This is a genomic window from Verrucosispora sp. NA02020 (genome assembly GCF_013364215.1).
In the GTDB taxonomy this organism is placed as follows: domain Bacteria; phylum Actinomycetota; class Actinomycetes; order Mycobacteriales; family Micromonosporaceae; genus Micromonospora.
In genome coordinates, this window is sequence record NZ_CP054923.1 from 6,110,140 (window position 1) to 6,136,649 (window position 26,510).

The window sequence follows — 26,510 nt, forward strand, 5'->3', positions numbered from 1 at the left end:
GCCGGCCGGTCGGGGCGCACGGTGAGGCGAGCGAGCGGCGGCACGAGTGCGGGGGGTCACCCAGGCACTTTTCGAGCATAGTCACGCCACCGGCAGCCAGAGGTGAGCAGGGTCATAACGGCTGCGGCGGCAATCGGCCGGGACGGGGCCAGTAGCGGAACACCACCCGACCGAGGACGTCGGCCACCCCGTACGCCCGGGAGTCGTCGGTCACCAACTCGTTGTCACCGTACAGCCACCAGCCGCCGTCGACGGGTCGGACGGCGCGTTTGACCACGAGCAGCTCGGGGCGGCTGCGGAAGACCGCGACCACCACGTCCCCCGGCCGGGTGGCGCGACCCCCCGGGCGGACCAGCACCGCGTCGCCGTGCCGCAGGGTCGGCGCCATGGACGGACCGGTCACGAGTACGGCCGAGAGCGGTCGCCGGAGACGGGGTACCGGCATGTGGTTTCACCTCCTGCGGCCTCGGGGACCACGTCCAGGAGTAATGTCGTCATGGATCATCGCAAACTTCCCATGGAGGATCCCGATGCGACTTCCACGCATCCTTGCGCCCCGGGTGACCGCGAGCGCGCACTGCGACCTGCCCTGCGGCGTCTACGACCCCGCGCAGGCTCGGATCGAGGCCGAGTCGGTGAAAATGATCTGCGAGAAGTACCAGGCCAACACCGACCCCGAGTTCCGTACCCGGGCCATCCTGATCAAGGAGCAGCGGGCCGAGCTGGTCAAGCATCACCTGTGGGTGCTGTGGACCGACTACTTCAAGCCGCCGCACTTCGAGAAGTACCCGCACCTGCACCAGCTGTTCAACGAGGCCACCAAGCTGGCCGGCGCGGCCGGCGCCAAGGGCGCCACCGACCCGTCCAAGGCCGACGAGCTGCTGCAGAAGATCGACGAGATCTCGAAGATCTTCTGGGAGACCAAGCAGGCGTGACGTGACCCGGTCACGCCTGTCGTCGGCGGCCGGCCCTGCCCCTCGGGGCGGGCCGGTCGCCGACGCGTTTCCGGTCGAGCGCCCCGGTCCGTACCAGGTCGCCCGGCTCGCCGTCCGCCGCGCTGACGGCCCTCCGCCGCCCCGCCGCCTGAGCGGGTAGAGTCCCCGACCGGGGGGATGAGTCGTGACTCAACTGACCGGACAACCGACCACCGACGACGACGTGGTGCACCTCACCGTGCCCGCCGACGGCGGCTATCTGAGCGTCCTGCGTACGGCCACCGCCGGTCTCGCGGCGCGTCTCCAGTTCGCCCTCGACGAGATCGAGGACCTACGCATCGCCGTGGACGAGGCGTGCGCCATGCTGCTCGCCATCGCGCCCCGGGGTGCCGAACTGGACTGCCGCTTCGCGGTCACCGAGGACGCGTTGACCGTCGAGGTGACGGTGCCGACCGTGCCGGGCGCCCGACTCCCTGCGGAGTCGTCGTTCGCGTGGAAGGTGCTGACCGCGTTGACCACCTCCGCCTCGGCGGGAGCGGCTGACGGCCGGGCCACCATCTCGCTGCTCACCCGCCGCGCCTCCGGCTGGTGAGCGGAGCTCACTCGAAGCCGAGGGCCCGCGTGGTGGGCGGGCTCACCAGCAGCCAGGTGACGCCGAGCCCGAGCGCGATCAGCGGTACGCCGAGCCAGCCCAACCCGCCCTGGATCATGAACCAGCCGATCGGCAGCAGCATGAGTTGCAGCACGATGGCGGGTGCCCGGGCACCCGCTCGACGGCGCAGCAGCGCGCTGCCCAGCGCCCAGAGCGCGATCGCCGCGCCGATGGCGAACGCCGTCACCAGCAGCGCCGACACCAGGTCGGTGGTGGCGGCGGTGAAGTCGGCGACGACCAACCAGGCCGCGATCAGCCCGACGGCGATCGCCTGACCCCGCAGGAGGAAGACCGCCCACCGGAGGGTCACCGGGGTCGGGTCGGAGTCGATTGCCACGCGGTCACGATACCCGTGGCGGGTCGGGGTACAGTGCCGCCCATGCGGGCCGTCCTGCTGGTCAATCCGAAGGCCACCACCACCAGCGAGCGTGCGCGGGATGTGCTCGTCCGAGCGCTGCGCAGCGAGGTGGATCTCTCCGTGCGCTACACCCGGCGCCGCGGCCACGCCACCGCGCTGGCCCGGGAGGCCGCGGTGGAGGGCGTCGACGTGGTGGTCACCCTCGGTGGTGACGGCACGGTCAACGAGGTGGTCAACGGCCTGATGACGGCGACCAGTGCCGGCGGTGCGGCACCGACCGCCGAGCGGTTGCCCGCGCTGGCCACCGTGCCGGGCGGCTCGACGAACGTCTTCGCGCGGGCGCTGGGCCTGCCCAAGGAGTGGCCCGAGGCGGCCAGCATGCTCCTGGAGGGGCTGCGGCTGAGCCGGCACCGGACGATCGGCCTCGGCCGGGCCGACGACCGCTACTTCACCTTCTGCGCCGGCTTCGGGCTCGACGCGGCGGTCATCCATCGGGTCGAGGAGGCCCGTCGGCGGGGCCGGGTCTCCTCGCCGGGGCTCTATTTCCGCGCCTTCACCGCGCAGTTCCTGCTCGGTGCCGAGCGGCGCAACCCGGCGATCCAGTTGGAGCAGCCGGGCGAGACCACGGAGGGCGATCTGGCGACGGTGATCGTCCAGAACACCGCCCCGTGGACGTTCGTCGGCGACCGGGAGGCCAACCCGAACCCGGAGGCGTCCTTCGATCTGGGCCTCGACGTGATGGCCCTTCGCCAGCTAGGCGTCGCCAGTACGACACGGACAGTGAGGCAATTCCTGTCCGCCACGCCGGATCCGCAGGGTCGCCAAGTTCTTCGTCGGCACGATGTTGCCGAGTTCACGCTGGTAGCGAGCCGTCCGCAGGCGTTTCAGCTCGACGGCGACTACCTTGGCGAACGAGAAAAAGTTGGATTCGCCTCCGTTCCGGCCGCACTCAGAGTAATCTGTTAGGTCTCCGGTACCCCCGGGCGGAGAGGTCGGCGCGCCCCCGACACGCGACGACTGCGACACCCGGGACTCGTGCCGGAAATGTCGGCAATGTGCGCGGGACTGTACTATATTGATCCTCGACTGTGATAAGCCAGGTAAGCCAGTGCCCCCTGGAACCGGGACAAATGGGTTGTGGGCTTGCTCACCGCCCGGAGTTTTTCCAAGCGTCACCCTTGACATCGCCAGAGTTCGTGAAAGTATTCACAAGCGAACTTGAGTTACCGGGACATTGCCTGGACATGCTCGGCAGGTTGAGCTGTTCCAGCAGGTCCCCCGGGCCAACAGCCTGCTCACGCACTGCCGAATTGACGAACGCAAACCGTCACCATCGGCAATGCGGATGCATATAGGAAAAGCACGAAGAAGCAACATCTGCCACCCATCCAGAATGAGGAGTGTTGCCGCCATGGACTGGCGTCACCATGCTGTCTGCCGCGACGAGGACCCGGAACTGTTCTTCCCGATCGGGACGTCCGGTCCGGCTCTCCTGCAGGTCGAGCAGGCCAAGGCCGTCTGCAGGCGCTGCTCCGTGACCGACCAGTGCCTGCAGTGGGCGCTGGAGTCCGGTCAGGACGCTGGCGTCTGGGGCGGGATGAGCGAAGAGGAGCGCCGCGCTGTCAAGCGTCGCGGTGGCCTCCGGGTGCTGCGCGCTCACTCCGCCTGACCACAACCGCACCGAAGCGACACGCCCCGGCCGGGCTCAGCCCGCCGGGGCGTTCTGCTGTCCACCCGCACCTGGATGTAAGGAAGGGACCCTTCCTATACACCAGGCGTTAGCAGGGGACCCCTCCTTACATCCACAAGGGCGCTCAGCGCGTCGAGGGCGCCTGGACGTCCACCCGGTCCAGCACCAGCCCCACCAACTCCGGCGCGTCGGTCAGCGGCGCCGCCACGGCAACCGCGCCGGCCTCCCGCGCCGACACCGCCACCGCGTCGTGGAACAACCCGGGCGCCAGGAAGTACGCGGCCACGGCGACCCGCCGCGCGCCCCGCGCCCGCAACCGGGCCACCGCCGCGCCGACGGCCGGTGGCGCCGCCGAGGCGTACGAGACCCGGGTCGTGGCACCCAGGACCGCACCGAGTTCCCGGGCCACCCGGCCGACCGAGGCGCGGGCGGACGCGTCCCGGGTACCCGCCGCCGCCAGCACCACCGCGTCGAACCGACCCGGTTCCGCCTCCGCCAGCCGCCGCCCCAGCGCGTCCAGCAGCGACCGGTCCACCCGGTTGCCGACCGGGCCGAGCACGTCGGTGACGGTCACCGCGATCGGCGGACCGGACTCCTGGGCGGCCGCCACCGCCGCCGGGATGTCCACCCGCCGGTGGTACGCGGCGGTCAGCAGCAGCGGCACCAGGACCGCCCGGGAGTGCCCGGCGGCGGCCAGTCCTCGCAGCGCCTCGGTCGGACCGGGCTCGGTGTGGTCCAGCCAGCTCGCCAGCACCGGGGTGCCGGGCCGGGCGTCCGACACCGCCCGCGCCAGCGCCCGGGTGGCCTCGGCGGCCCGTGGATCGCGGCTGCCGTGGGCGACCAGGAGCAGCGGGTCCCGCCCCGACCCTGGTGGGCCGGGGCGGATCGGGCCGCCGTCGGTTTCCGCCGCCTCGGTCAGAGGTGCAGTCCGCACTCGGTCTTCTCGAACATGGCCCAGCGGCCGGCGCGCGGGTCCTCCCCCGCCGTGGTCCGGCGGGTGCACGGCCAGCAGCCGACCGAACCGTAGCCGCGCCGGAGCAGTTCGTTGACCGGCACCTTCCACCGCGCGACGTACGCGTCGACGTCCGCCTGGCTCCAGGCCGCGATCGGGTTGACCTTCACCCGACCCCGGCGCGGGTCGAACGCCACCACCGGCGTGTTGGCCCGGGTCGGCGACTCGTCCCGGCGCAGTCCGGCGGCCCATGCCTCGTAGCCGGCCAGCGCCCGTTCCAGCGGCTCCACCTTGCGCAACCGGCAGCACTCGTCCGGTGACCGGTTGAACAGCCGGGGCCCGTACTCGCCGTCCTGCTGACCGACGGTGAGTCGGGGCCGGATCGACCGGACGTTCACCGGCAGGGTGCGGGCGACCTCGTCGCGGACGGCGAGGGTCTCCGGGAAGTGCAGGCCGGTGTCGAGGAAGACCACGTCCACCCCGGGTGCCACCCGGGAGACGAGGTGGGCGAGCACCGCGTCCGCCATCGAGCTGGTCACGCAGAACCGGTCACCGAAGGTCTCCGCGGCCCACCGGGCGATCTCCAGCGCGGGCGCGCCCTCCAGTTCCCGGCCCGCCCGGTCGGCGAGTTCCCGCAACTGCTCGGGGCTGCGGCGGGTCGGGTCGGCCGGCGCGACCGCCGGGGCGGGCGCGGTGTCGACGAGTCCCAGACCGGCTGCGGAGACCAGCGCGCTCATCGCCGCACCGCCTGGGGGAGCAGACCGGTGAAACGGACCGTGAACACTCGGGCGCAGCCGTGGCACTCCCAGGCGCCGTGCCCGGTCTCGCTCGGCCGCAGGTCCTCCTCGCCGCAGTAGGGGCAGTACAACGGCGCGGCACGGGTCTCGCTGCTCATCGCGTCACCTCGCTCATCGCAGTAGTTCCTCGTCGGCCCGGACGACCCAGTTGGCGAACGTCTCGTTCTCGGTCCGGCCGTCCAGGTAGCGCCGGGCCAGCCGTTCGACGTACTCGGGAAGCTCGTCGGCGGTCGTCTTGAGACCGCGCAGCTTGCGCCCGAACCCGGCGGTCTGGCCCTCGGCCATGCCCAGCCCGCCGCCGAGGTGCACCTGGTAGCCCTCGACCTGCTGGCCGTCCGGGCCGGTCACCAGTTGTCCCTTGAGCCCGATGTCGGCGACCTGGGTGCGAGCGCAGGCGTTCGGGCAGCCGTTGATGTGGATGGAGATGTCCGTGTCGAAGTCACGCAGCCGCTGCTCCAGGCGGGCCACCAGCTCCTCGCCGCGCGCCTTGGTCTCGACGATGGCGAGCTTGCAGTACTCGATGCCGGTGCAGGCCATGGTGCCGCGCCGCCAGCTCGACGGGTGGGCCTCCAGACCGATCCCGCGCAGCGCGGTGACCAGCGAGTCGGTCCGCTCCTGCGGGACGTCGAGAACGAGCAGTTTCTGGTACGGGGTGAGGCTGATCCGGCCGCTGCCGTGCGCTTCGACGACGTCGGCGAGCTGGGCGAGCTGGGTGCCGGAGACCCGCCCCACCACCGGGGTCGCGCCGACGTAGTTTCGGCCGTCCCGCTGGGCGTGCACGCCGATGTGGTCGACCGGCCGCTCCGGCAGGTCCGGGGCCGGGCCGTCCAGCAGCGTCCGGCCGAGGTACTCCTTCTCCAGCACCTCGCGGAACTTGGCCACGCCCCAGTCGGAGACCAGGAACTTCAACCGGGCTCGGTGGCGCAGCCGGCGGTACCCGTAGTCGCGGAAGATGCCGACCACGCCGACCCAGACGTCCGGCACCTCGTTCAGCGGCACCCAGACGCCGAGCCGCTGGGCCAGCATGGGGTTGGTGGAGAGCCCGCCGCCGACCCACACGTCGAAGCCGGGGCCGTGCTCGGGGTGGTCGACGCCGAGGAAGGCGATGTCGTTGGCCTGGTACGGGGTGTCCACCAGCCACGAGATCGACGACTTGAACTTGCGTGGCAGGTTGGAGTACTCCCGGTCGCCGACGTACCGCCGGACGATCTCGTCGATCGCCGGGGTGGCGTCGATCCGCTCGTCCGCGGCCACACCCGCGACCGGGCTGCCCAGCACGATGCGGGGGCAGTCGCCGCACGCCTCGGTGGTCTGCAGGCCGACGGCCTCCAGCCGACGCCAGATCTCGGGCATGTCCTCGACCCGGATCCAGTGGTACTGGATGTTCTGCCGGTCGGTGATGTCGGCGGTGTCGCGGGCGAACTCCCGGGAGATCTCCGCGATGGTGCGCAGCTGCGCCAGGTCGAGCTGGCCGCCGTCCACCCGCACCCGGAGCATGAAGTACTCGTCCTCCAGCTCGTGCGGCTCCAGCACGGCGGTACGTCCGCCGTCGATGCCCGCCTTGCGCTGGGTGTAGAGGCCCCACCAGCGGAACCGACCGCGCAGGTCCGCCGGGTCGATGGAGGCGAAGCCGCCGTGGGCGTAGATGTTCTCGATCCGCTCCCGCACGTTGAGCGGGTTGTCGTCCTTCTTGCTGCGCTCGTTGGGGTTGAGCGGCTCGCGGTATCCGAGCGCCCATTGGCCCTCGCCGCGGGGGCGGCGGGGAGCCCGCGCGGGGCGCGCCGTGGGATCCCCGGGTCGGGCCGGAATCTCGCTGACCGCCATCGCGGCGTCCTCCGTTGTCTGCTGTGCCTCGGCTGGGGTAAGCGGACGCGATCGGCTCCCGGAAAGGGGCCGTGGACGGCGATGTCAGGAACGGCCGGCGCGCCAGGTGCCCGAGGCAGGGTGGTCGGGCGTCGTCAGTAGGCCGGACAGATGGCGCTGCGCACGCGGCCGTAATCAACGTGGCGGCGAGCCACGAAGCGGCGCACGACGGCGGCAGTCATGAACGTCATGTTGCCACACCGGGTATGGGCCGGCCAATGACTGCGTGCCGCATCCCACATCACGGGCGGTCGCTGCCGCCACTCGGAGCGCGATCGTGTGGCAGGCTCGCAATGTGGGGGATTTGTCCGATAGGTCGGTCCCGGTCGCCGGAACCGGCGTCCGGCTCAGCGGCGTACGCCTGCGTGCCCTGCCGGTCTGGCTGCTCCCGGCGGGCCTGACCCTGCTGGTGACGCTGGCCGGGTTGGACTCCGCCCAGCCGTGGCGGGACGAGTTGGCCACCTGGAGCGCCGCCACCCGGCCGGCGGCCGACCTGTTCCGGCTGACCGGCACCATCGACGCCGCCGCCGCGCCCTACTACCTGCTCGTGCACGCCTGGACGGCGGTGGCCGGCGACTCGGTGGCCGCGCTGCGTCTGCCGTCCGCACTGGCCATGGCCGTCGCCGCCGGCCTGACCGCCACGCTCGGTCGACGGCTCTGGGACGCCCGCGTCGGCACCCTCGCCGGGCTGCTGTTCGCGGTCCTGCCCAGCACCTCCCGCTACGGCCAGGAAGCCCGCCCGTACGCGCTGGCCACCGCCCTGGCCGTGCTGAGCACCCTGCTGCTCGTGGACTCGCTGCACCGTCCCGGTCCACGCCGCTGGGCCGGGTACGCCGTGACCACCGCCGCCCTCGGGCTCGCCCACCTGGTCGCCCTCACCCTGCTCGCCGCACACGCCGTCGCCGTACTCACCGCCACACCCCGCACCGCTTCACCGGGCACCACCGCACCGCCCGCCGCCGACCCGGCGTCATCGGACCGGGCGTCGACCCCTGACCCCGGGCCCCGGGCCCCGGGCGACCTCGGGGCCGGTGGGGGGCGGCGGCGGTTCCGGCGACGGGTGGCGTGGGGGTGGGTGGCCGCGTTGGTGCCGGTGTTCGCGGCGGTCACCCCGTTGGCGCTGCGGGCCCGGGGGCAACGGGCCCGGCAACTGGACTGGGTGGACGCGGCGCGGCCCGGGGACCTGGCGGCGCTGCCCGGCGGGGTGGTACAGAGCGGGGTGGTGGGCGGCCTCCTGGTCGGGCTCGCCGCTCTCGGTACGGTCCGGGCCGGTCGGCGGGCGCTGCTGCCGGCCAGTTGCGTGCTGCTGCCCGTGCTGCTGCTCTTCGTCGCCGGGTCCGTCGTCCCGCTCTGGGTTCCCCGCTACCTGGTCTTCGTGGTGCCGTTCGGCTGCCTGCTGGCCGGTGCGGCTCTGCGTACGGTCCGGGCGCCCGGTGCACTCGCCGTGGTGGCCCTGGCCGGGCTGCTCGGTCTGCCGGACCAGGCCGCGTTGCGACGTACCCACGAGTGGCCGCGCAGCGCCACGGTCGACTACGCGGGCGCGGCCCGGATCGTCGCCGACGACCTGCGCCCCGACGACACGGTGGTCTACTCGCCCCGGGAGAGCTGGCTCTTCCTCGACCTGGGGCTGCGCTACCACCTCGGCGAGCGGACGCCCCGGGACGTACTGGCGGTGGCGGACCCGCAGCGCCGGGGCGATCTCTTGGCCACCGAGTGCGACCGGCCGACGGAGTGCCTGGCGGGGGTGGACCGGGTCTGGCTGGTGGTCGCCGGCGGTCCGGACGACCCGCTGGCCGCCGTCCCCGGGGCCAAGGGAGACGCGCTGCGGAGCGGCTACACCGTCACCCGGGTCTGGCCCCGACCCGGCCTCACCGTCGCCCTGCTCACCGCCGACGACCGCTGACCGCCCGCCGGGCGCGGCACCGAGGGCGACCGGCGACACTCCCGGTCGGCCCGGGGCACAGTCGACGCCGGGGCACGCTCAGGCGCCAGGGCACGCTCAGGCGCCAGGGCGTTCCGGGGCGGTGCGGGCCAGCGGGACGATCAGGACCGCCTCGGTGCCGCCCTCGGCGCCGGGCCGCAGCTCGATACTGCCCCGCAGCTCGCCGGTGACCAGGGCGCGGACGATCTGCAGACCGAGCTTCCCGCTGCCGGAGGCGTCGAAGTCGTCCGGCAGCCCCCGACCGTTGTCGGCGACGGTGACGTGCAGCATCTTGCGGGCCCGGTGCGCCGACACCACCACCTCGGGCGCGTCGGCGGTGGGCGGGCCCGGTGGCTCCGGCTCGACACCGACCTCGTCCTCGGCCTCACCGGTCGGCGGGAAGCCGTGCTCGACGGCGTTGAGCAGCAGCTCGTTGAGCACCATCACCATCGAGGTGGCGATCTCGGCCGGCAGCACGCCGAAGCTGCCCGTGCGTCGCATCCCGACGCTCACCTCGGTCGCCGCCACCTCGGTCGCCGCACTGGCCACCCGGTCGACGATCCCGTCGAACTCGACCGCCTCGTCGCTGGACATGGAGAGCGTCTCGTGCACCAACGCGATCGAGGCGACCCGGCGTACCGACTCCTCCAGGGCGACCCGCGCCTCGGGTATGCCGACCCGGCGGGCCTGGAGGCGCAGCAGCGCCGCGACGGTCTGGAGGTTGTTCTTCACCCGGTGGTGGATCTCCCGGATGGTGGCGTCCTTGGTGATCAGGGCGCGGTCCCGGCGGCGCACCTCGGTGATGTCCCGGACCAAGACCAGCGCGCCGATCGGCACACCGGCGGGCATCAGCGGCAGGGCCCGGGTGAGCATGGTCGCGCCCCGCGCGTCGATCTCGCGCCGGGGCGGCGCCTCGCCGCGCAGCGCGGCGAGGATGCCGTTGCCGGCCTCGGTCCCCTCCAGCGGGTCGTTGGCCAGTCGGCGGTGCAGCGCCGCGAGATCCTCGCCCACCAGGTGGGAGGCGTAGCCCAACCGGCGGTACGCGGACTGCGCGTTCGGACTGGCGTAGGTGACCTTGCCCCCGGCGTCCAGCCGGACCAGCCCGTCACCGACCCGGGGCGCCGAGGTGGTCTCGCCGGGGTGCCGGGGCGGCGGGAACGTGCCGTCGGCGATCATCTGCGCCAGGTCGTCGGCAGTGGTCAGGTAGTTCAACTCCAGCTGGCTGGGCGTACGGGCGGTGGACAGGTTGGTGTCCCGCCCCACCACGGCGATCACCTCGTCGGACTCCCCGTCGGCGGCTCGCAGCCGGACCGGGATCGCCTCGTGTCGGGCGGGCACGTCGCCGTACCAGACCGGATCGCCCTCCCGCCAGATCCGGCCCTGTCCGTAGGCGACGTCCAGGTGCGCCACCTCCGGGCCGCCGACGATGCGTCCCACCTGGTCGTCCTGGTACGCGGTGGGCGCGGTGGTCGGGCGGACCTGGGCCACGCAGAGGAAGCTCCCCTCACCGTCCACGGGGACCCAGAGCAGCAGGTCGGCGAAGGACAGGTCGGACAGCAACTGCCAGTCACCGGCGATGCGGTGCAGGTGGTCGATGTCGGCCGGACGCAGACGGGTGTGCTCCTCGGCGAGATCGCGCAGCGTTGACACGCCGACCAGCGTGCCACGCCGAGGGTCACCTCGTCGCGGTGACCTTCTTCAGGCCCCGGGGCGCGTCCGGGTCCTCGCCCCGGGTCAGCGCGAGGGCCAGCGCCAGCCGTTGCAGCGGCAGGATGTCCAGCAGCGGGGCGTAACGCTCGTCGACCTCGGGCACGCCGAGCCGGGTGGCCCCCTCGACCTCGGCGGAGCCGACCACGACCACGTCGGCCCGACGCTCGCCGAGCCGGGGCAGCACCTCGCGCATCGCCTGCCCGCCCGGCCCGGAGCCGACCACGGCCAGCACCGGCACGTCCGGGTCGGTCATCGCGAGGGGGCCGTGCAGCAGGTCGGCGCCGGAGAAGGCCAACGCCGGCAGGTACGACGTCTCCATCAGCTTGAGCGCGGCCTCCCGGGCGGTCGGGTACGCGTACCCCCGGCCGGTGGTGACCAGTTGGCCGGCGAAGCGGTAGCGGGGGGCGAGCTCGGTGGCGGTCGGGTCGGCGAGGGTCCGGGCGGCCAGTGCCGGCAGCGCGGCCAGTGCCCGGCGCTCGTCGTCCGGAAGCGTGCCGTCGCCGGACCGGATCCCCTCGACCAGCAGGAGCAGGGCGAGCAGCTCCGCGGTGTACGTCTTGGTCGCCGCCACCGCCCGCTCGTGTCCGGCGGCGATGTCGACGGAGAGTTCGGCGGTCCCGGCCAGCGGGGAGTCCGGTGCGTTGGTGACCGCGAGGGTGAGTGCGCCGGAGTCCCGGGCGCTCCGGAGCACCTCGGCCAGGTCGGGCGAGCCGCCGCTCTGGCTGACGCCGACGACCAGGGCGTCGGAGAGGTCCGGCCGGGCGCCGAAGAGGGTCACGGCGCTGGGCGAGGCGAGCCCGGCCGGCAGGCCGAGACGGATCTCGGCGAGGTACGCCCCGTAGAGCGCGGCGTGGTCGGAGGTGCCGCGCGCGGTAAACACCACGTGCCGGGGGCGGCGCTCGGCGATGGCGGCGGCGACCCGGGCGATCGGTGCCGCGTACTCGTCGGAGAGCAGTCGCTCGTAACCGGCCGGCTGCTCGTCGATGTCGGCGGCCATGCCGCTTCCTGGGCGCGTCACGCGAACTCCTCCCCTGCGCGGTCCCCGCGCGTTTGATGCTCAGTCTTGCAGGATTCTTCACGTATGAGCAACCGAACGCGCAGTACTGCGCAGTGGATCACCAAAACTAGGAGTCGTCACCTACGCTGACCCGACCTCACCGCGCAACCCGTACCTACCACCGAGAGGACGACGTGGCCGAGGGAACCGACGATCGGGCGTTGCCGGCGACGGAGGAACTGGCCCTGGCCCGGCAGGCCCTGGACTCCGGCGACCTGGCACACGCCGCTGACCACGTGGCGGCTGCGCTGGCCCGGGCACCGACGCTGCCCGAGGTGCACGAGACCCTGGCCCGACTGGCCGTGGCCGGCGGCGACGACCCGGTGGAACTCTTCCCTCTGCAACACCACACCTTCATCGGCGCGGTCGTCGCCCGGGCACACCTGCTCGCCGCCACCGGCCGTCCCGCCGAAGGGCTCGACCTGCTGGTGGCCGCCACCGCGCACGCACCGGGAGCGGACTGGGCCGGTGTCCCCTGGGTCACCTCACCCGACCTGGCCGAACGCCTCGGTCCGGACCAGGCGGCCCGGGTCCTGATGCAGGTCTGCGCCGCCGCCCCCGACCCGGTCCCCGCGTCCGACCGGGCCGCCCTGGCGGCCTACCTGACGCTGGCCCGCAACGCGGTCACCGTCCACCCGGAACACGGGCTGCTGCTGGGCACGGCCTCCGCGCTGGCCCGGCGGGTCGGCGAGGTGCCGCTCGCGGTCCGCTGGGCCAGTCGGGGCGTACGCGCCGCACCGTCCAAGATCGGCGAGGTCTGGCTCGGGTACGCGTTGCGCAGCGCGGGCCGTACCCGGGAGGCGCTCGTCGCGCTGCGCCGTGCCGTCGACCACGACCCGGACGACCTCGCCGTGTACGCCGACATCGCCGGCACGCTGGCCGACCACGGCCGGCTCGACGAGGCGCTGGTCTGGATCGAGCGGGCGTTGACCCGCAACCCGTCCTTCGACTGTGCCGTGCACACCGCGCACCGGCTGCGGTTCCAGCGCGACGCCGACGTACGCCACCTGGTCGCGCTGGCCGACTTCGTCCGCGACCATCCCGACGACTCCCACGAGCACGGCGACCTCGCCGAGTGCTGCCGTGGCCGCCCCTGGCTGGGACAGGTGACGCCGGTCACCGCCCGCCCGCCGTCCGACACCGCGGAGCGGGCACGCCCGACACCGCCACCGCCCTCCGCGGACGCGGCCCGGCGACTCCAGCAGCTCGCCCACCCCGCCTGGCCGCACCCACCGGCCGCGTACGACACGGCGGTCGGCCTGGCCACGCTCGACCTGTCGGACCTGCTCGGCCTGCTGGCCCACCCGCCGGAGGCTCCGCCGACCGCGTTGGGCCGGGTGCTCGCCGGGCAGGATCCCGCGCTCTGGGTGCGCTGCGTCCAGGTGTGGGCCTGCCTCGGCCTGCTGCACCACCGCACCGACGAGCCGTGGGCCGCCTCGACGCGACGGCGGGTGCTCACCGAGTTGACCGACACCGAGGAGGTCGCCGAGGCGGCCCTGTTCGCGTTGGTCACCGCCGCCTGGGTGGACCCGTCGGTCCGGCCCGACGTGGCCGGGCTGGTCGCCGCCCGACTCGCCACGGTGGCCGAGGCGACCCGGCAGGGCCCGGTGCCGATGGCCGCCTCCCTGGCCCACCTGGCGCTGGCCGCCCCGGATCTCGACCCGGACAGCGTCGCCCTGGCGCGCACCCTGGCCGGCGCACCCGCCGGAGGGCACCGCTCGCCGCTGCGCGCACTGCTGCACCGGCTGCTGCGCCCGTTCCGCCCCCGCCTACCCGGCCCACCCTGATCCGCGCATCTCGCGCTCACGGACGTAAGGAGGGGCCCCCTGCTATGCACGAGGCGTTAGCAGGGGACCCCTCCTTACATCCGGCACACCCGGAACATCCGGCACACCCGGCTCACGCGGCTCACGCGGACGGGGAGCGGGCCAGAGCGGTCTCGGCCTGTTCCTCGGGCGTGCCGGTCGGTTCGTTGCTGGTGCGCAGCGGGATCTCGCGGATGAACCAGGCCAGCACCGGCACCAGCACGGCGAAGAGCACCGCCCACAGGAAGACGTGCGAGATCGCGTCGGCCAACCCGCCGAGCACCGCCTCGCGCGCCTGTGCCGGCAACTCCCGGAGCTGGTCGATGTTCATCGCCGCCCCGGCCTCGCCGCCGCCGCTGAAGGCACCCCCGGCGGCGGTACCGGCCAGCCGGTTGGCGAAGATCGCACCGAACAGCGAGATGCCGAACGAGCCGCCGATGGAGCGGAAGAAGGTGGCCGCGCCGCTGGCCGCGCCGAGGTCCTTCTGCTCCACGCTGTTCTGCGCGATCAGCATCGACGTCTGCATGAGGAAGCCCATCCCGACGCCGAGCACGATCATGTAGAGCGACGACTGGACCTTGCTGGTGTGCACGTCCAGCAGGCTCAGCAGGGCGAGCCCGACGGCCATCACCGCGCCACCGACGATCGGATAGATCCGGTAGCGACCGGTCCGGGTGATGGCCCGGCCGACGAGCAGCGAGACCACCAGCATGCCGAACATCAGCGGCAGCAGGAGCAGGCCCGAGTTGGTGGCCGAGGCGCCCTGCACGGTCTGCTGGTAGAGCGGCAGGAAGTTCATCGCGCCGAACATCGCGAAGCCGAGCAGGAAGCCGATCGTGGAGATCAGGGCGAAGTTCCGGTTGGCGAACAGACCCAGGGGCAGGATCGGCTCGGGGGCGCGCCGCTCGACGAACCCGAAGGCGACCAGCGCGACGAGCGCCAGGGCGGCGAGGCCGAGGATCTGCGGGGAGCGCCAGGCGTACTCGTTGCCGCCCCACGTGGTGATCAGCACGATCGCGGTGATGCCGACCGACAGCAGCGCGGCGCCGAGCCAGTCGATCCGGTGCTCGGTGCGGTACCGGGGCAGGCGCAGGGTGGCGATGAGCAGCACCAGCGCCACGCCGCCGAGCGGCAGGTTGACGTAGAACGCCCAGCGCCAGGAGAGGTGGTCGGTGATGAAGCCGCCGACGAGCGGTCCGGCGACCATGGCGATGGCCATGATGCCGGCGATCATGCCCTGGTACCGGCCGCGCTCGCGAGGCGGGACCAGGTCGCCGATGATCGCCATCACGCCGACCATCAGGCCACCGGCACCGAGGCCCTGCACCGCGCGGAAGGCGATGAGCTGGACCATCCCGTCGTCGGGTCCGCCGAGGGCCGACGAGCCGGCCATGCCGCAGAGCGCGGAGCCGAGCAGGAAGAGCACCACGGCGGTGAGGAAGACGTTCTTGCGGCCGTACAGGTCGCCGAGCTTGCCCCAGATCGGGGTGGAGACGGTGGTGCCCAGCACGTACGCGGTCACCACCCAGGTGAAATGGTTGAGCCCACCGAACTCGCCGACGATGCGGGGCAGCGCCGTGCTGACGATCATGTTGTCGAGCATCGCCAGCATCATGGCGATCATCAGCCCGAACAGGACGAGGCGAATGTTGGGTCGTACGGCGGCCTGTTGTTGTGAGGCCATCGGTAAGCTCTCCCCCCGAGACGTGACGCACTTACTTGCCGACCGGCTAGCTACCTTACTAGCCGGACGGTAAGTTGGACAGCAGATGACGGTCAACTGGATTAGGTGGTGCAGGTGAGCCAGAGCACAGGCGGCACCCGGGAGCGGATCAAGGCCGTCGCGCTGGAACTCTTCACCGAGCAGGGCTACGAGGCGACATCGCTGCGTGAGGTCGCCGAACGACTCGGCGTGACCAAGGCCGCCCTCTACTACCACTTCAAGAGCAAGGACGAGATCGTCACCAGCGTCGTCGAGGACCGGCTGGGCCGGATGGACACGCTGATCTCCTGGGGCGAGGGCCAACCGGACACGCTCGCCACCCGCCGGGCGCTGATCGAGCGGTACGCCGACGCGATGTTCGGCGGCGAACAGCCGTCGGTGATGCGCTTCTTCGAGCAGAACCAGACCGCACTGAAGAACCTCTCCGCCGGTCGGGACATGCGCGAGCGGATGTTCCGGCTGGCCTCCGTGCTGTGCCGGGGCGACGACAGCGCCGGTGCCCAGCTACGCGCCGTGCTGGCCCTGTTCGCCGTGCACAGCAGCTGGTTCGCTCTGCGTACGCCGGACATCACCGACGCCGACCGCAAGCGGGTGGCGTTGGAGGTCGCCTACGAGCTGCTGGCCGCGATCGCGGTACCGGCCGAGGCGTGACCGCCCGACCGCCGACGCCCGCCGGAGGTCCGAGCGCTCAGCCGGCCGGGGTCAGCGTCAGTCGCAGGGCGAGCAGGTCGACACCGGGCAACGGCGACCAGTCCTGTTCCGGTACGCGGACGAAGCCCCGCCGCCGATAGAGCCGGTGCGCCGGCTCGGCGTGGCCGGCGCGTACGCAGATCACCAGCGCGGTGCAGCCCCGCCCGGTCGCCTCCGCCACGCACGCCTCGACCAGGGCGGCACCGGCACCCCGTCCCTGTGCGGCCGGATCGACGGCCAGCATGCGGAACTCCGCCTCGTCCGGTCGGCACAGCTCGGCGTACCTGCTGCCGGGCAGGACGAAGGTGACCGTGCCGAGCACCTGACCGGTGGCCGGGTCGACGGCGACCAGGATCCGGCCGTGTGCCGCCCGACCACTGACGTCGGCCAGCACCTCGGCGTAACCGTTCTCGCCCTTCAACTGGCCGTCGGCCTCGTACGCGGCGACGGTCAACCGGGCCACCGCGGCGAAGTCGGCCGGCTCGGCCGCGCGGACCAGGACGCCGGTCAACCGATCACCGCGATCAGGTCACCGTCCTGCACCACGTCGCCCTCGTTGACCGCGAGCTGCTGCACGACGCCGTCGGACTCGGCGATCACCGGGATCTCCATCTTCATCGACTCCAGGATCACCAGCGTGTCCCCCTCGGACACGGTGTCCCCGGCCGACGCGACGACCTTCCAGACGTTCGCCACCATCTCGGCGCGGATCTCCTCGGCCATCTCCCGGCCCCTTCTCTCGCGACTGCCTGCGCCACATCCAATCATGTGGCGGTCCTCCCCGGGCGGCGAGCAGCAGCCCCGGCGAGGATGCGTCGACGCCGACCGCACTAGCATCAACAGGTCGGACCCTGGCTCCGGAGGGCCGGTAGCGTGCCCCGGGGTCGAGGTCGTGCGCAGACGATCATCACGAGGAGGTCACCATGGCGAAGAAGGCCCGCAAGAAGAAGGCCCGGAAGAAGAGCGCCGCCAACCACGGCAAGCGCCCCAACTCCTGACGACGACGCTCCGGTCCCGGCGGACCGGACAGCGAGACGCCGGTGGCCCGTCCGGGCCACCGGCGTCGTCGTCCCTCCCGCGCCGACCGGTCAGTCGGCCAGTTCGCGGGACTCGGTGCTCTCGAACACCACGATCTCGCTGAGGCGTACCCGCAGTCGCTCGCGCAGTTCGTCCGGCGCGGACTCGTTGCCGCAGCAGCGGGCCACCAGCGCCTTCACCTCCTGCTCGATGCCGTACTCCCGCAGGCAGGGACCGCATTCGTCGAGGTGGTGACGGATCCGGGAGCGCCGCTCCTGGGCGCACTCCAGATCGAGGTAGAGGTAGACCTCGGCGAGGACCTCGCGGCAATCCGTCTCGTGCGGGTCTCCACAGCTCACGTCACACCTCCCGGCCGGTGGCAGCGGAACTCCGGGCCGTCGACGGCGCGGCCGAGAAGCCGCGCTCCGCGGCGTAGCCCTCAAGCAGCTTGCGCAGATTACGACGACCGCGGTGCAACCGCGACATCACGGTGCCGATCGGCGTACCCATGATGTCGGCGACCTCCTTGTAGGAGAACCCCTCGACGTCGGTCAGGTACACCGCCAGCCGGAACTCCTCCGGCAGCTGCTGGAGGGCCTCCTTGACGTCACTGTCGGGCAGCCGGTCGAGCGCCTCCGTCTCGGCGGAGCGCAACCCACTGGAGGTGTGCGACTCGGCCTCGGCGAGCTGCCAGTCGGTGATCTCGTCGGTGGGCGCCTGCACCGGCTGCCGCTGCCGCTTGCGGTAGGAGTTGATGTAGGTGTTGGTCAGGATCCGATACAGCCAGGCCTTCAGGTTCGTGCCCTGTTCGAACTGGTGGAAGGCCGCGTACGCCTTCAGGTAGGTCTCCTGGACCAGGTCCTCGGCATCCGCCGGGTTACGCGTCATTCGCAGGCCGGCCGCATAGAGCTGATCGACGAATGGCATCGCGTCCCGCTCGAACCGGGCCCTGCGCTCGTCCGTCTTCTCGGTGGTCAACCGCACATCCCCTCGGGTCGGATGCTTCCCCGCCGAGGATACGCGCACGGACCTCCCGGCAGATTCGGTTCCGACGGGTGTGCCCGTCGCCACCTCGGCCGGTGACACCGTCGCCGGCCAGTCCGGGCCCGCCAGCAGCTGCCGTAGCTGCCGCGCGTCCCGCTCGTCGCGTTCCCGGTTCCGGATCTCGGTCGGCACCGGTCACCCCCTCGCACAGTGGTCATCCGAGGGGTTCAACACCCACCGCAGGCCAGGGCATTCCGGATCCGACTCCCGATCCTGGTCCCGGCCGCGCGGATCACACGGCTGGGACCAGGAAGGGCCTGGGAGCCCGGTGCGACCGCCCCGACCGGGCGGGCGACACCATGGGATGCAACGACCCGGCGCGGCCACCGGACACGGCGCGGGCCCCGACCGGCACCGCGGCGGCCGCGTCCCGGCCGGGCGGACGACGGGCGGTCAGGACCGCACCCAGCCGTGTGCGCGCAGCCAGTCGATCACCAACGCCGCCGTGCCGGGTGGGTCGCCACGCAGGTCGTGGCGCTGGCCCGGGCGGACCACCACCTGCACGCCGGGGCCCGGCTCGGGCACCCCGAACGGGTCCCGGTCGCCGTTGACGACCAGTGTCGGCACCCCGCTGTCCAGCTCGGCGGCCCGGCTGCGTTCCGGGCGGCCGGGCGGATGCAGCGGGAAGGCGAGCGCGACCACCCCGGCGGCGCCGACGCCACGCGCCGTCCGGCAGGCCACCCGCGCGCCGCTGGAGCGACCTCCCACCAGCACCGGTACGCCCGGATGACGCCCCCGCAGCACGGTCGACACGGCGGTCCAGGCCGTGTCGAGGTGTCCGGCCGGAGCCGGAGCCCGCCGACCGGCGACCCGGTAGGGCTGTGTCACCCGGGCCACGACCAACCCGACAGCCACCGCCGCGTCGCGTAGCGCGAGCAGGTCCGGTGCGTCGACACCGCCACCCGCCCCGTGCCCGAGCACCAGGAGCGCGCCGGCCGGGCCGGGCGGTCGGTCGGTGTCCACCCGCGCCGGGCCGTGCGGGGTCTCGATGAGGTCGTCGTGCGGCACGGCTCCATTCTGCGGGCCGCCCGCTCTGCGCCACCGGCGGTCACGCCGCCGCCCGCGCCACCGGCGGCCGGGCTGGCGTCCGGGCACCACCACCGCCGGTCGGTCCGCAGGTCGGCGTGCCTCGTTCCCGCCGACGCCATCTGGCCGGCTCCGGGGCGGGACCGTCGCGTCCGACGACACGGCGTCCCGCTCCGGACCGGCTCATCGATCAGCTCAGCGGCACCAGGGTGAGCAGTCGATCACGCACCGGCGGACCCGCCTCGCTGGCGGCGTCCGGATCGGGTTGGACCTCGTCACGCCAGGCCACCAACATCGCCCGCCGCTCGCGGGGTGTGGTGCCACCCCACACGCCGTGGCAGTCGCCCACTTCCAGCGCCCAGGCGAGACAGGAACCCTGCACGTCACAGCTGTTGCAGAGTGCCACCGCCGCGTCGGCCGGCTCGTTCGGTGCCGGAAAGAACGTCTCCGGATCGACGCTCTGGCATGTCCCCCTGGTACGCCAGGCTTCGTCTTGTCGCCGCTCGTGCAGCGCCCTCAACAGTCGTGGATCACGCCGTGCGGCGGCCACCTCGTGCGGACGGGGCATACGCGCCCGTGTCATCCACCCACCTCCCCCGTGGGACCAGCAATATCGATGAGCATCGTTCACAGGACGCGAACGACACCCACCACCGGCGCTGTGTTCTATCGCATTTACTGGCACGGGGACAAGTGTCTGCCGGGAAGTTGCCAGAAAGAGCCCTGCACCTTTCACCCGCAACTGCGGCAAATCACTCCCGACAATATGCGGGGTGCAATCAGAACAGGGTCGCCTCTTCCGGGCCGGCCGGGGACGACAGTGGCACCCGGGCGGTCAACCGGGGACCGTCGTTGCGGACGTCGCCGACCGCCGGCCCCACCGGGCGCACCTCCAGCCCGGCCAGCCACTCCGGTGCCGGCGGGACCAGCAGCTCCGCCGGCTCACCTCCCCCGCCCAGCCAGGTCGCCCACCGCTCCGGCGGCAGCAGCAACGGCATCCGGTCGTGCACCTCGGCCAGCTCACCCAGGGCGCCGGTGGTCACCACGCTGCACGTCATCAGCGGGTCGTCGGGGCCGCCCCAGACCGACCAGATGCCCGCGAAGGCGAGCACCGACCCGTCGCGTGGGGTCAGATAGAACGCCTGCTTGGTGCCGTCCGGTCGACGGACCCACTCGTACCAGCCGTCGGCCGGGACCAGGGCCCGACGGCGGGCGAAGGACGGCGCGTACGCCCGGCTGGTGGCGACCGTCTCGGCGCGAGCGTTGATCATGCGTGCGGCGCCGGCGGGCGACCGGGACCACGGCGGCACCAGCCCCCAGCGGGCCAGACAGAGCACCCGGTGCCCCTCGGAGCTGACCCGCACCAGCGGCACCGGATCGGTCGGCGCCACGTTGTAGTCGACCGCCAGGTCGCCACCGGTCTCGTCGGCGGACTCGAACAGCCCGCTCAGGTCACCGGAGCTCCGGGTCGTGGCGTACCTCCCGCACATGTCCGACACGCTAGCGCGCCACCGGCCGGGCGGCTGTCCCGTTCATCGGGAGTGGGAAACGGCGAGGTCCGCCGACGCCCGGCACACGGCAGAATGGGAACCGTGGGGAACCTGACCGCGACCCGGCCGCTACAGCCGTGGACCGCCCCGACGGCCAGCGATCCGGTGTCGGCGTCGCTACGCCTGCCCGGGTCCAAGTCGATGACCAACCGGGCCCTGGTGCTCAGCGCGCTGGCCACCGGCCCCTCGACACTGGCCGCGCCGCTGCGCGCCCGCGACACCGAGTTGATGGCCGGTGGGCTGCGGGCGATGGGCGCGCACGTGTCGATCGCCGACGACGAGCGCTGGTTGGTCCGGCCGCACCCGCTGGTCGGCCCGGCCCACGTCGACGTCGGCCTGGCCGGCACGATCATGCGGTTCGTACCGCCGGTCGCCGGGCTTGCCGACGGCCGGGTCACCTTCGACGGCGACCCGCACGCCCGCACCCGGCCGTTGGGCCCGCTGATCGAGGCGCTGCGCTCGCTCGGCGTCCGCATCGACACCACCGGTCCGGGCAGCCTGCCGCTGGCCGTCCTCGGCACCGGGCGGGTGACCGGCGGCGAGGTGGTGATCGACGCCTCCGCCTCCAGCCAACTCGTCTCCGGCCTGCTGCTGGCGGCCCCGCGCTTCGACCGGGGCCTGGTGGTACGCCACGTCGGCCCGCCGGTGCCCTCCGCGCCCCACCTGCGGATGACCGTGCAGATGCTGCGCTCGGCCGGCGCGGCCGTGGACGACAGCACGCCGGACGTGTGGGTGGTCGAACCGGGCCCGTTGACCGGGCGCGGCTGGCAGATCGAGCCCGACCTCTCCGGCGCGGTGCCGTTCTTCGCCGCCGCGCTGGTCACCGGCGGCGAGGTGACGCTCCAGGGCTGGCCGGGCAGCAGCGCACAGCCGGTGGAGCGGCTCCGCTCGCTGTTGCAGCAGATGGGCGCGGAGGTCGCGCTCACCACCGAGGGGCTCACCGTACGCGGCACCGGGACGGTCCACGGGCTGCGCGCCGACCTCTCGGACGTCAGCGAGCTGACCCCGGCCCTGACCGCGCTGGCGATGCTGGCCGACTCCCCCTCGGTGTTCACCGGCGTCGAGCACATCCGGGGGCACGAGACCGACCGGCTGGCCGCGTTGGCGCGGGAGTTCGCCGCGCTGGGTGCGGACGTCACCGAGGCGTCCGACGGGTTGGAGATCCGCCCCCGACCGCTGCGGGGTGGCGTGTTCCACACCTACGATGACCACCGGATGGCGCACGCCGCGGCGATCACCGGCCTGGCCGTCCCCGGCATCGAGTTGAACGACGTGGCGTGCACCTCGAAGACCATGCCCGAGTTTCCGGCACTATGGTCGGCGATGGTGACCGGCAAGAGCTGACCGACGACGGAGGGGCGGACCTGGCGACCAAGCGACGCGAGTACGACGAGGACGACGTCCGGGTCCGGCCCGGCAAGTCCTCGCGTCCGCGTACCCGCACCCGCCCCCGGCACTCCGACGCCCGGGACGGCTTCGTCTTCGCGGTGGACCGGGGACGCTACACCTGCGTGCTGACCGGAGCCGGGCCCGACGACCCCACCGTCACCGCGATGCGCGCCCGCGAGCTGGGCCGCAAGTCGGTGGTGGTCGGAGACCGGGTGGCCCTGGTCGGGGACACCTCCGGCGCGGCCGGGGCGCTGGCCCGCATCGTCCGGATCGCCCCCCGCCACTCGGTGCTGCGGCGGACCGCCGAGGACGACGCCAGCACCGCCGAGGGGCGGCTGGAACGGGTGGTCGTCGCCAACGCCGACCAGCTCGTGATCGTCAGTGCGCTGGCCGACCCGCCGCCGCGTACCGGATTCATCGACCGCTGCCTGGTGGCGGCCTACGACGCGGACATCGAGCCGCTGCTCTGCCTGACCAAGGCCGACCTGGCCGGGCCCGAGGCGGTGCTCGACTACTACACCGAGCTCGAACTGCCGTACGTGCTGATCCGGCCGGACTCGCCGCTGGACGCCCTCCGCAGCCTGCTCGCCGGCCGGGTGTCGGTGCTCGTCGGGCACTCCGGGGTGGGCAAGTCGACGCTGGTCAACCGGCTGGTCCCGGAGGCCGACCGGGCGGTCGGCACGGTCAGCGCGATCGGCCGGGGGCGACACACCTCGACCAGCGCGGTGGCGTTGCGGCTGCCTGCCCTGCCGGGCGCCGCGGACGCCCCGGGCTGGATCGTGGACACGCCGGGCGTCCGCAGTTTCGGGCTGGCACACGTCTCGGCCGAGAGCCTGCTGCACGGCTTCCCCGACCTCGTCGAGGCCACCGCCGACTGTCCGGCCAACTGCCCGCACACCGCCGACGAGGCCGACTGCACGCTGGACGCCTGGGTGGCGCAGGGGCGGGCGGATCCGCGCCGGCTGGCCTCGTACCGCCGCTTGCTGGCCTCCCGCTCCGGCGACCTGGAGCCACGCGGCGAGGTCGAGCCGCGCGGGCACCCGGAGTGAGCCGCGCCCAGGTCACGACGGCCCGGCGGGACCGGCCGCGACCGGCCTCGCTACCGTGTCCGGCATGACCGGGTACGCCGACGATCTCGCTCTCGCCCACCGGCTCGCCGACGCCGCCGACGCCATCTCGGCGGCCCGGTTCCGCGCGCTCGACCTGCGGGTGGAGGCGAAGCCCGACCTCACCCCCGTCTCCGACGCGGACACCGCCGTGGAGCGCGCGATCCGGTCGCTGCTGACCGCGCACCGGCCGGACGACGGGCTGCTCGGCGAGGAGTACGGCGCGTCGCCGGCCGCCGGCACCCGGCAGTGGGTGGTGGACCCGATCGACGGCACCAAGAACTTCGTCCGGGGAGTGCCCGTCTGGGCCACCCTGATCGCCTTGCTGGAGGACGGCCGACCCGTCGCCGGGCTGGTCTCCGCACCGGCCCTGGGCCGCCGCTGGTGGGCGGCGACCGGCACCGGTGCGTACGCAGGCCCGGACGCCGCCTCGGGCGAACCGATCCGGGTCTCCGCCGTCGCGGAGCTGGCCGACGCGAGCTTCTGCTACTCCTCCCTCAGCGGCTGGGAGGAGGCCGGTCGGTTGGCGCCGATGCTCCAACTGATGCGGGACACCTGGCGCAGTCGCGCCTACGGCGACTTCTACGGTTACATGCTGCTGGCCGAGGGCGCACTGGACGTCATGGTCGAACCCGAGCTGTCGCTCTGGGACGTGGCCGCATTGGTACCCATCGTGACCGAGGCGGGGGGTACCTTCACCGATCTGGCCGGTCGACCGGCCCCCGCCGGAGGCGAAAACAGCGCGGTGGCCAGCAACGGAATACTGCACGCCGAACTCCTCGACAGGCTCGGTCGGCCCGCCGCGCACTGACGTCCGGTTACCTCTATCCTCGCCAGGTGGCTACCTCGGGTTGGTGTTTTCTCGCGGCGATGATCGTCGCGTACGGCGTTGCCAACCTGTTGCAGTCGGTCGCCGCAGCGCGCACCACAGTGCAGCACACCTTCGATCCCGGTCTGCTGCTGCGCCTGGCCGGACACCGCGCCTACCTGATCGGCCTGGTCTGCCAGGTGGGCGGCTTCGTGCTGGCCTTCCTGGCCCGCCGCGACCTGCCGCTGTTCCTGGTGCAGGCCAGCGTGGCGGCCGGGCTCGGGGTCACCGCGATCCTCGGTGTCCTGGTGCTGAAATGGCGGCTGCCGGTGGCCGAGGTGGTGCTGCTGCTCCTGCTCTTCGCCGGGATCACCGCGTTGGTGCTCGCCGCCCAGCCGGCACAGTCCAAGCCCCTCGGCACCGCCGGGATGATCGCCCTGCTGGTGACGCTCGGTGTGATCGCGGTGCTGGGTTTCTTCGCGGTCCGGCTACGCGGCGCTCCCGGCTCGGTGGCGCTCGGCTCGCTGGCCGGGCTGGCCTTCTCCGCCGCCGCGATCGCCGCCCGCCCGTTGGCCTCCGCACCGACCTGGGACGCGTTCCTCGCCGACCCGCTGCTCTACGTGCTGGTCGGGCACTCCGTGGTCGGGCAGCTGCTGCTCGGCCTGGCGATGCAGCGCGGCTCCACCACGGCGGCGGTGGCCGCGATGGACGCCGCCGGGGCGGTCCCCGCCGCGATCGTCGGGCTACTGCTGCTCAACGACAAGATCTGGCCCGGCCGGGAGTGGCTGGCCGGAGTCGGTTTCCTGGTCACCCTCGCCTCGGTCATCGGCCTCACCCGGTACGCCGAGCCGCAGCACCACCACGCCGTCGCTCAGGAGACCTCGCGGGCGGTCGTCGCCGGCAAGCCGCTGATCGGGCCGCAGCCGAGCCGGGCACGCCCGGGCGGCACGGACGGGCCGATGCCGCATCCCGCCGCCCAGCTCTCCCCGACCGGCTCCGGTCTGGCTCAGGCCGCCTCGACGGGCCTGCGCCGGCCGACCACCCGCTCGTAGAGCCGTTCCAGGGCGGAGGCGGTCCGCTCCCAGGTGTAGCTGCACCGGACCCGGTCCACCGCCGCGTGCCCGTACGCGAACCGGCCCGCGTTGTCGGTGAGCACCCGACGCAGCGTCATCCCCAGCGTCCGGACGTCGCCCGGCGACACCAGCTTGCCGGTCACCTCGTCCACCACCGCGTCGGCGATGCCGCCCATCGCGTAGCCGACCACCGGCACCCCGCAGGCCATCGCCTCCAGCGACACCCGTCCGGCCGACGAGTAGTGCGGGGTGCAGGCGACCACGTCGGCCGAGCGGTACCAGGTGGCCATCTGCTCGTGCGGCACGGCGCCCACCAGGTGCACCTGCTCCCCGACGCCGATCCGCTCGGCCAGTTCCCGCAGCCGACGGGCCTCGGTGTGCTGGGCCAGCCCCTCGGCCGGCGGACCACCGGCGATCACCAGTTCCGCGTCGCCGACCAGGCGCATCGCGCGGATCAGGTCGTCCTGCCCGTGGCCTGGGGAGAGCCCGCCGACGGAGAGGATCCGGGAACGCTGGTCCCGGGGTGCCGCCTCGCCGTCGGGCTGAAACCGGTCGATGTCCACTCCGGTCGGCACCATCGCCACCGAGCTGCGTTGCAGACCCATCCGGGTCAGCTCGTCGACCTCGTCGTTGCACTGGGCGACGGCCATGTCCACCGCCCGGGTCAGCGCCCGTTCAAGCGGGATGCGGGTGCCCGGCCCGTCGTACTGCGAACCGAGGTGGCGGAGCTGCTCCATGCCGAGAGAGTGGAACGTCTGCACCACCGGGATGTCGGTCTCCCGGACCGCCTGCGCGGCGGCGAGTCCACCGACCCAGTAGTGGCCGTGCACGACCTCCGGCGTCCAGTCGCCGGACCACCGGTCGGCCAGCCACTGGCCGAACGCCGGCACGTACGGCACCAGCTCGGCGGTGGGGATCGGGGTGATCGGACCCACCGGGGCCCGTTCCATCCGGTACCCGTCGACGAGGTCGCTCTCGGCGACCTCCGGATCGTCCCGTCGGGTGTAGACCCGGACGTCGTGGCCTCTCCCCGCCAGTTCGGCGGCGACCCGTGCGATGTGCTGGTAGGTGCCGACGACGTTACCGTCGCCGGACGGCGGCGAAGCGGCGTGGGCGCAGACGAGGCCGACGCGCATGGGTCACCTCCATGCGGATGGGGCGGTGGTCTCCGGTCAGAGCGTCCCATTAACCGGGCTCCGACGAGCCGAAACATGGCAGATCCCCTGGTGTCCGGCGCGCATGACCCGGACACCAGGGGGTACCGATGAGGAATGCCCCTCGCCCGAAAGCTCGCCGAACCGCCACGGCACCAGCCACGGGCGGCCCTTGATCACGCCCGATCCC

28 protein-coding genes are annotated in these 26,510 nt (G+C 72.9%); 11 read left to right on the forward strand and 17 right to left on the reverse strand.

The window, feature by feature from the left end; genetic code table 11:
- Positions 1 to 112: 112 nt before the first annotated feature.
- The gene (locus tag HUT12_RS27210) at positions 113 to 445 is read right to left on the reverse strand and encodes a S24/S26 family peptidase (protein WP_131055289.1); all 333 of its coding nucleotides are present in this window, start codon (positions 443 to 445) and stop codon (positions 113 to 115) included.
- 85 nt (positions 446 to 530) lie between these two features.
- On the opposite strand from HUT12_RS27210, the gene sodN reads away from it, so the two are divergent.
- Positions 531 to 935 (forward strand): superoxide dismutase, Ni, encoded by a 405-nt coding sequence (sodN, locus tag HUT12_RS27215; RefSeq protein ID WP_131055291.1) that lies wholly within the window; start codon positions 531 to 533, stop codon positions 933 to 935.
- Between the two features lie 184 nt (positions 936 to 1,119).
- Positions 1,120 to 1,527: an anti-sigma regulatory factor gene (locus HUT12_RS27220; protein WP_131055293.1), complete on the forward strand. Its 408-nt coding sequence runs from the start codon at positions 1,120 to 1,122 to the stop codon at positions 1,525 to 1,527.
- A 7-nt stretch (positions 1,528 to 1,534) separates the two neighbouring features.
- On the opposite strand, the gene HUT12_RS27225 is transcribed toward HUT12_RS27220, so the two are convergent.
- Positions 1,535 to 1,924 (reverse strand): hypothetical protein, encoded by a 390-nt coding sequence (locus HUT12_RS27225; protein ID WP_131055295.1) that lies wholly within the window; start codon positions 1,922 to 1,924, stop codon positions 1,535 to 1,537.
- A gap of 42 nt (positions 1,925 to 1,966) precedes the next feature.
- On the opposite strand from HUT12_RS27225, the gene HUT12_RS27230 reads away from it, so the two are divergent.
- Together HUT12_RS27230 and HUT12_RS27235 are read left to right on the forward strand one after the other, a co-directional pair.
- Positions 1,967 to 2,911, forward strand: a complete 945-nt coding sequence (locus tag HUT12_RS27230; RefSeq protein WP_131055297.1) for a diacylglycerol kinase family protein — start codon at positions 1,967 to 1,969, stop codon at positions 2,909 to 2,911.
- A gap of 445 nt (positions 2,912 to 3,356) precedes the next feature.
- Positions 3,357 to 3,614 carry a WhiB family transcriptional regulator gene (locus HUT12_RS27235; protein ID WP_007072794.1) on the forward strand — a complete coding sequence of 86 codons (258 nt, stop codon included), beginning with the start codon at positions 3,357 to 3,359 and terminating at the stop codon, positions 3,612 to 3,614.
- A gap of 145 nt (positions 3,615 to 3,759) precedes the next feature.
- Here the strand turns inward: HUT12_RS27235 and HUT12_RS27240 are convergent, their stop codons facing one another.
- From HUT12_RS27240 to HUT12_RS27255, 4 genes are read right to left on the reverse strand one after another with little or no spacing between them, the layout of a single operon-like run.
- On the reverse strand, positions 3,760 to 4,521 hold the full coding sequence (locus HUT12_RS27240) for a sirohydrochlorin chelatase (protein WP_254877081.1): 762 nt from the start codon (positions 4,519 to 4,521) through the stop codon (positions 3,760 to 3,762).
- Positions 4,522 to 4,550: 29 nt separating this feature from the next.
- Positions 4,551 to 5,324 (reverse strand): phosphoadenylyl-sulfate reductase, encoded by a 774-nt coding sequence (locus HUT12_RS27245; protein ID WP_176095149.1) that lies wholly within the window; start codon positions 5,322 to 5,324, stop codon positions 4,551 to 4,553.
- Complete coding sequence (locus tag HUT12_RS27250) at positions 5,321 to 5,482, reverse strand: hypothetical protein (RefSeq protein WP_162854390.1); 162 nt, start codon at positions 5,480 to 5,482, stop codon at positions 5,321 to 5,323. Before HUT12_RS27250 ends, HUT12_RS27245 begins: the two co-directional genes overlap by 4 nt.
- A gap of 13 nt (positions 5,483 to 5,495) precedes the next feature.
- Positions 5,496 to 7,208 (reverse strand): nitrite/sulfite reductase, encoded by a 1,713-nt coding sequence (locus HUT12_RS27255; protein ID WP_176095150.1) that lies wholly within the window; start codon positions 7,206 to 7,208, stop codon positions 5,496 to 5,498.
- Positions 7,209 to 7,608: 400 nt separating this feature from the next.
- Between HUT12_RS27255 and HUT12_RS27260 the strand changes: the two genes are divergently transcribed.
- Positions 7,609 to 9,150, forward strand: a complete 1,542-nt coding sequence (locus tag HUT12_RS27260; protein ID WP_254877082.1) for a glycosyltransferase family 39 protein — start codon at positions 7,609 to 7,611, stop codon at positions 9,148 to 9,150.
- Positions 9,151 to 9,246: 96 nt separating this feature from the next.
- Here HUT12_RS27260 and HUT12_RS27265 read toward each other — a convergent pair whose 3' ends face one another.
- Together HUT12_RS27265 and HUT12_RS27270 are read right to left on the reverse strand one after the other, a co-directional pair.
- Positions 9,247 to 10,818, reverse strand: a complete 1,572-nt coding sequence (locus tag HUT12_RS27265; RefSeq protein ID WP_176095151.1) for a PAS domain-containing sensor histidine kinase — start codon at positions 10,816 to 10,818, stop codon at positions 9,247 to 9,249.
- 25 nt (positions 10,819 to 10,843) lie between these two features.
- Positions 10,844 to 11,875 (reverse strand): SIS domain-containing protein, encoded by a 1,032-nt coding sequence (locus HUT12_RS27270; protein WP_176096005.1) that lies wholly within the window; start codon positions 11,873 to 11,875, stop codon positions 10,844 to 10,846.
- Between the two features lie 194 nt (positions 11,876 to 12,069).
- Here HUT12_RS27270 and HUT12_RS27275 point away from each other — a divergent pair, with 194 nt between their 5' ends.
- Entirely contained in the window at positions 12,070 to 13,722 is a 1,653-nt protein-coding gene (locus HUT12_RS27275) for a tetratricopeptide repeat protein (RefSeq protein ID WP_176095152.1), read from the forward strand.
- Positions 13,723 to 13,843: 121 nt separating this feature from the next.
- Here the strand turns inward: HUT12_RS27275 and HUT12_RS27280 are convergent, their stop codons facing one another.
- Positions 13,844 to 15,424, reverse strand: coding sequence for an MDR family MFS transporter (locus HUT12_RS27280; RefSeq protein WP_131054328.1), 1,581 nt, complete (start codon positions 15,422 to 15,424; stop codon positions 13,844 to 13,846).
- 108 nt (positions 15,425 to 15,532) lie between these two features.
- Here HUT12_RS27280 and HUT12_RS27285 point away from each other — a divergent pair, with 108 nt between their 5' ends.
- Complete coding sequence (locus tag HUT12_RS27285) at positions 15,533 to 16,114, forward strand: TetR/AcrR family transcriptional regulator (protein WP_176096006.1); 582 nt, start codon at positions 15,533 to 15,535, stop codon at positions 16,112 to 16,114.
- Between the two features lie 37 nt (positions 16,115 to 16,151).
- Here HUT12_RS27285 and HUT12_RS27290 read toward each other — a convergent pair whose 3' ends face one another.
- The 7 genes from HUT12_RS27290 to HUT12_RS27320 all read right to left on the reverse strand — a co-directional run bounded on the left by HUT12_RS27290 (position 16,152) and on the right by HUT12_RS27320 (position 20,730).
- The gene (locus HUT12_RS27290) at positions 16,152 to 16,664 is read right to left on the reverse strand and encodes a GNAT family N-acetyltransferase (protein ID WP_176095153.1); all 513 of its coding nucleotides are present in this window, start codon (positions 16,662 to 16,664) and stop codon (positions 16,152 to 16,154) included.
- Complete coding sequence (locus tag HUT12_RS27295) at positions 16,661 to 16,876, reverse strand: biotin/lipoyl-binding carrier protein (RefSeq protein WP_093405215.1); 216 nt, start codon at positions 16,874 to 16,876, stop codon at positions 16,661 to 16,663. Before HUT12_RS27295 ends, HUT12_RS27290 begins: the two co-directional genes overlap by 4 nt.
- 365 nt (positions 16,877 to 17,241) lie before the next feature.
- Positions 17,242 to 17,529: a mycothiol system anti-sigma-R factor gene (gene rsrA / locus HUT12_RS27300; RefSeq protein ID WP_131054331.1), complete on the reverse strand. Its 288-nt coding sequence runs from the start codon at positions 17,527 to 17,529 to the stop codon at positions 17,242 to 17,244.
- Position 17,530: 1 nt separating this feature from the next.
- Positions 17,531 to 18,346: a sigma-70 family RNA polymerase sigma factor gene (locus HUT12_RS27305; RefSeq protein WP_162854371.1), complete on the reverse strand. Its 816-nt coding sequence runs from the start codon at positions 18,344 to 18,346 to the stop codon at positions 17,531 to 17,533.
- 261 nt (positions 18,347 to 18,607) lie between these two features.
- Positions 18,608 to 19,222 carry an alpha/beta family hydrolase gene (locus HUT12_RS27310; protein WP_176095154.1) on the reverse strand — a complete coding sequence of 205 codons (615 nt, stop codon included), beginning with the start codon at positions 19,220 to 19,222 and terminating at the stop codon, positions 18,608 to 18,610.
- Positions 19,223 to 19,430: 208 nt separating this feature from the next.
- Positions 19,431 to 19,823 (reverse strand): WhiB family transcriptional regulator, encoded by a 393-nt coding sequence (locus HUT12_RS27315; RefSeq protein WP_131054846.1) that lies wholly within the window; start codon positions 19,821 to 19,823, stop codon positions 19,431 to 19,433.
- A gap of 196 nt (positions 19,824 to 20,019) precedes the next feature.
- Complete coding sequence (locus tag HUT12_RS27320) at positions 20,020 to 20,730, reverse strand: SOS response-associated peptidase (protein WP_131054847.1); 711 nt, start codon at positions 20,728 to 20,730, stop codon at positions 20,020 to 20,022.
- Positions 20,731 to 20,832: 102 nt separating this feature from the next.
- Here HUT12_RS27320 and aroA point away from each other — a divergent pair, with 102 nt between their 5' ends.
- The 4 genes from aroA to HUT12_RS27340 all read left to right on the forward strand — a co-directional run bounded on the left by aroA (position 20,833) and on the right by HUT12_RS27340 (position 25,145).
- On the forward strand, positions 20,833 to 22,134 hold the full coding sequence (gene aroA / locus HUT12_RS27325) for a 3-phosphoshikimate 1-carboxyvinyltransferase (protein ID WP_131054848.1): 1,302 nt from the start codon (positions 20,833 to 20,835) through the stop codon (positions 22,132 to 22,134).
- Positions 22,104 to 23,228 (forward strand): ribosome small subunit-dependent GTPase A, encoded by a 1,125-nt coding sequence (gene rsgA, locus HUT12_RS27330; protein WP_131054849.1) that lies wholly within the window; start codon positions 22,104 to 22,106, stop codon positions 23,226 to 23,228. Before aroA ends, rsgA begins: the two co-directional genes overlap by 31 nt.
- Positions 23,229 to 23,292: 64 nt before the next feature.
- Positions 23,293 to 24,096 (forward strand): histidinol-phosphatase, encoded by an 804-nt coding sequence (gene hisN / locus HUT12_RS27335; RefSeq protein WP_131054850.1) that lies wholly within the window; start codon positions 23,293 to 23,295, stop codon positions 24,094 to 24,096.
- Positions 24,097 to 24,155: 59 nt separating this feature from the next.
- On the forward strand, positions 24,156 to 25,145 hold the full coding sequence (locus HUT12_RS27340) for a hypothetical protein (protein WP_176095155.1): 990 nt from the start codon (positions 24,156 to 24,158) through the stop codon (positions 25,143 to 25,145).
- On the opposite strand, the gene HUT12_RS27345 is transcribed toward HUT12_RS27340, so the two are convergent.
- The gene (locus tag HUT12_RS27345) at positions 25,100 to 26,302 is read right to left on the reverse strand and encodes a glycosyltransferase (protein WP_176095156.1); all 1,203 of its coding nucleotides are present in this window, start codon (positions 26,300 to 26,302) and stop codon (positions 25,100 to 25,102) included. The two genes, HUT12_RS27340 and HUT12_RS27345, sit on opposite strands and share 46 nt — an antisense overlap.
- Positions 26,303 to 26,510 lie beyond the last annotated feature (208 nt).

Excerpts from the sequence above, each read along its gene's own strand:
- HUT12_RS27210 (WP_131055289.1), bottom strand. The coding sequence starts at position 445 with ATGCCGGTACCCCGTCTCCGGCGACCGCTCTCGGCCGTACTCGTGACC.
- sodN (WP_131055291.1), top strand. The coding sequence starts at position 531 with ATGCGACTTCCACGCATCCTTGCGCCCCGGGTGACCGCGAGCGCGCAC.
- HUT12_RS27230 (WP_131055297.1), top strand. The coding sequence starts at position 1,967 with ATGCGGGCCGTCCTGCTGGTCAATCCGAAGGCCACCACCACCAGCGAG.
- HUT12_RS27235 (WP_007072794.1), top strand. The coding sequence starts at position 3,357 with ATGGACTGGCGTCACCATGCTGTCTGCCGCGACGAGGACCCGGAACTG.
- HUT12_RS27245 (WP_176095149.1), bottom strand. The coding sequence starts at position 5,324 with ATGAGCGCGCTGGTCTCCGCAGCCGGTCTGGGACTCGTCGACACCGCG.
- HUT12_RS27250 (WP_162854390.1), bottom strand. The coding sequence starts at position 5,482 with ATGAGCAGCGAGACCCGTGCCGCGCCGTTGTACTGCCCCTACTGCGGC.
- HUT12_RS27255 (WP_176095150.1), bottom strand. The coding sequence starts at position 7,208 with ATGGCGGTCAGCGAGATTCCGGCCCGACCCGGGGATCCCACGGCGCGC.
- HUT12_RS27270 (WP_176096005.1), bottom strand. The coding sequence starts at position 11,875 with ATGGCCGCCGACATCGACGAGCAGCCGGCCGGTTACGAGCGACTGCTC.
- HUT12_RS27280 (WP_131054328.1), bottom strand. The coding sequence starts at position 15,424 with ATGGCCTCACAACAACAGGCCGCCGTACGACCCAACATTCGCCTCGTC.
- HUT12_RS27295 (WP_093405215.1), bottom strand. The coding sequence starts at position 16,876 with ATGGCCGAGGAGATCCGCGCCGAGATGGTGGCGAACGTCTGGAAGGTC.
- HUT12_RS27315 (WP_131054846.1), bottom strand. The coding sequence starts at position 19,823 with ATGACACGGGCGCGTATGCCCCGTCCGCACGAGGTGGCCGCCGCACGG.
- HUT12_RS27320 (WP_131054847.1), bottom strand. The coding sequence starts at position 20,730 with ATGTGCGGGAGGTACGCCACGACCCGGAGCTCCGGTGACCTGAGCGGG.
- rsgA (WP_131054849.1), top strand. The coding sequence starts at position 22,104 with ATGGTCGGCGATGGTGACCGGCAAGAGCTGACCGACGACGGAGGGGCG.
- hisN (WP_131054850.1), top strand. The coding sequence starts at position 23,293 with ATGACCGGGTACGCCGACGATCTCGCTCTCGCCCACCGGCTCGCCGAC.
- HUT12_RS27340 (WP_176095155.1), top strand. The coding sequence starts at position 24,156 with ATGATCGTCGCGTACGGCGTTGCCAACCTGTTGCAGTCGGTCGCCGCA.
- HUT12_RS27345 (WP_176095156.1), bottom strand. The coding sequence starts at position 26,302 with ATGCGCGTCGGCCTCGTCTGCGCCCACGCCGCTTCGCCGCCGTCCGGC.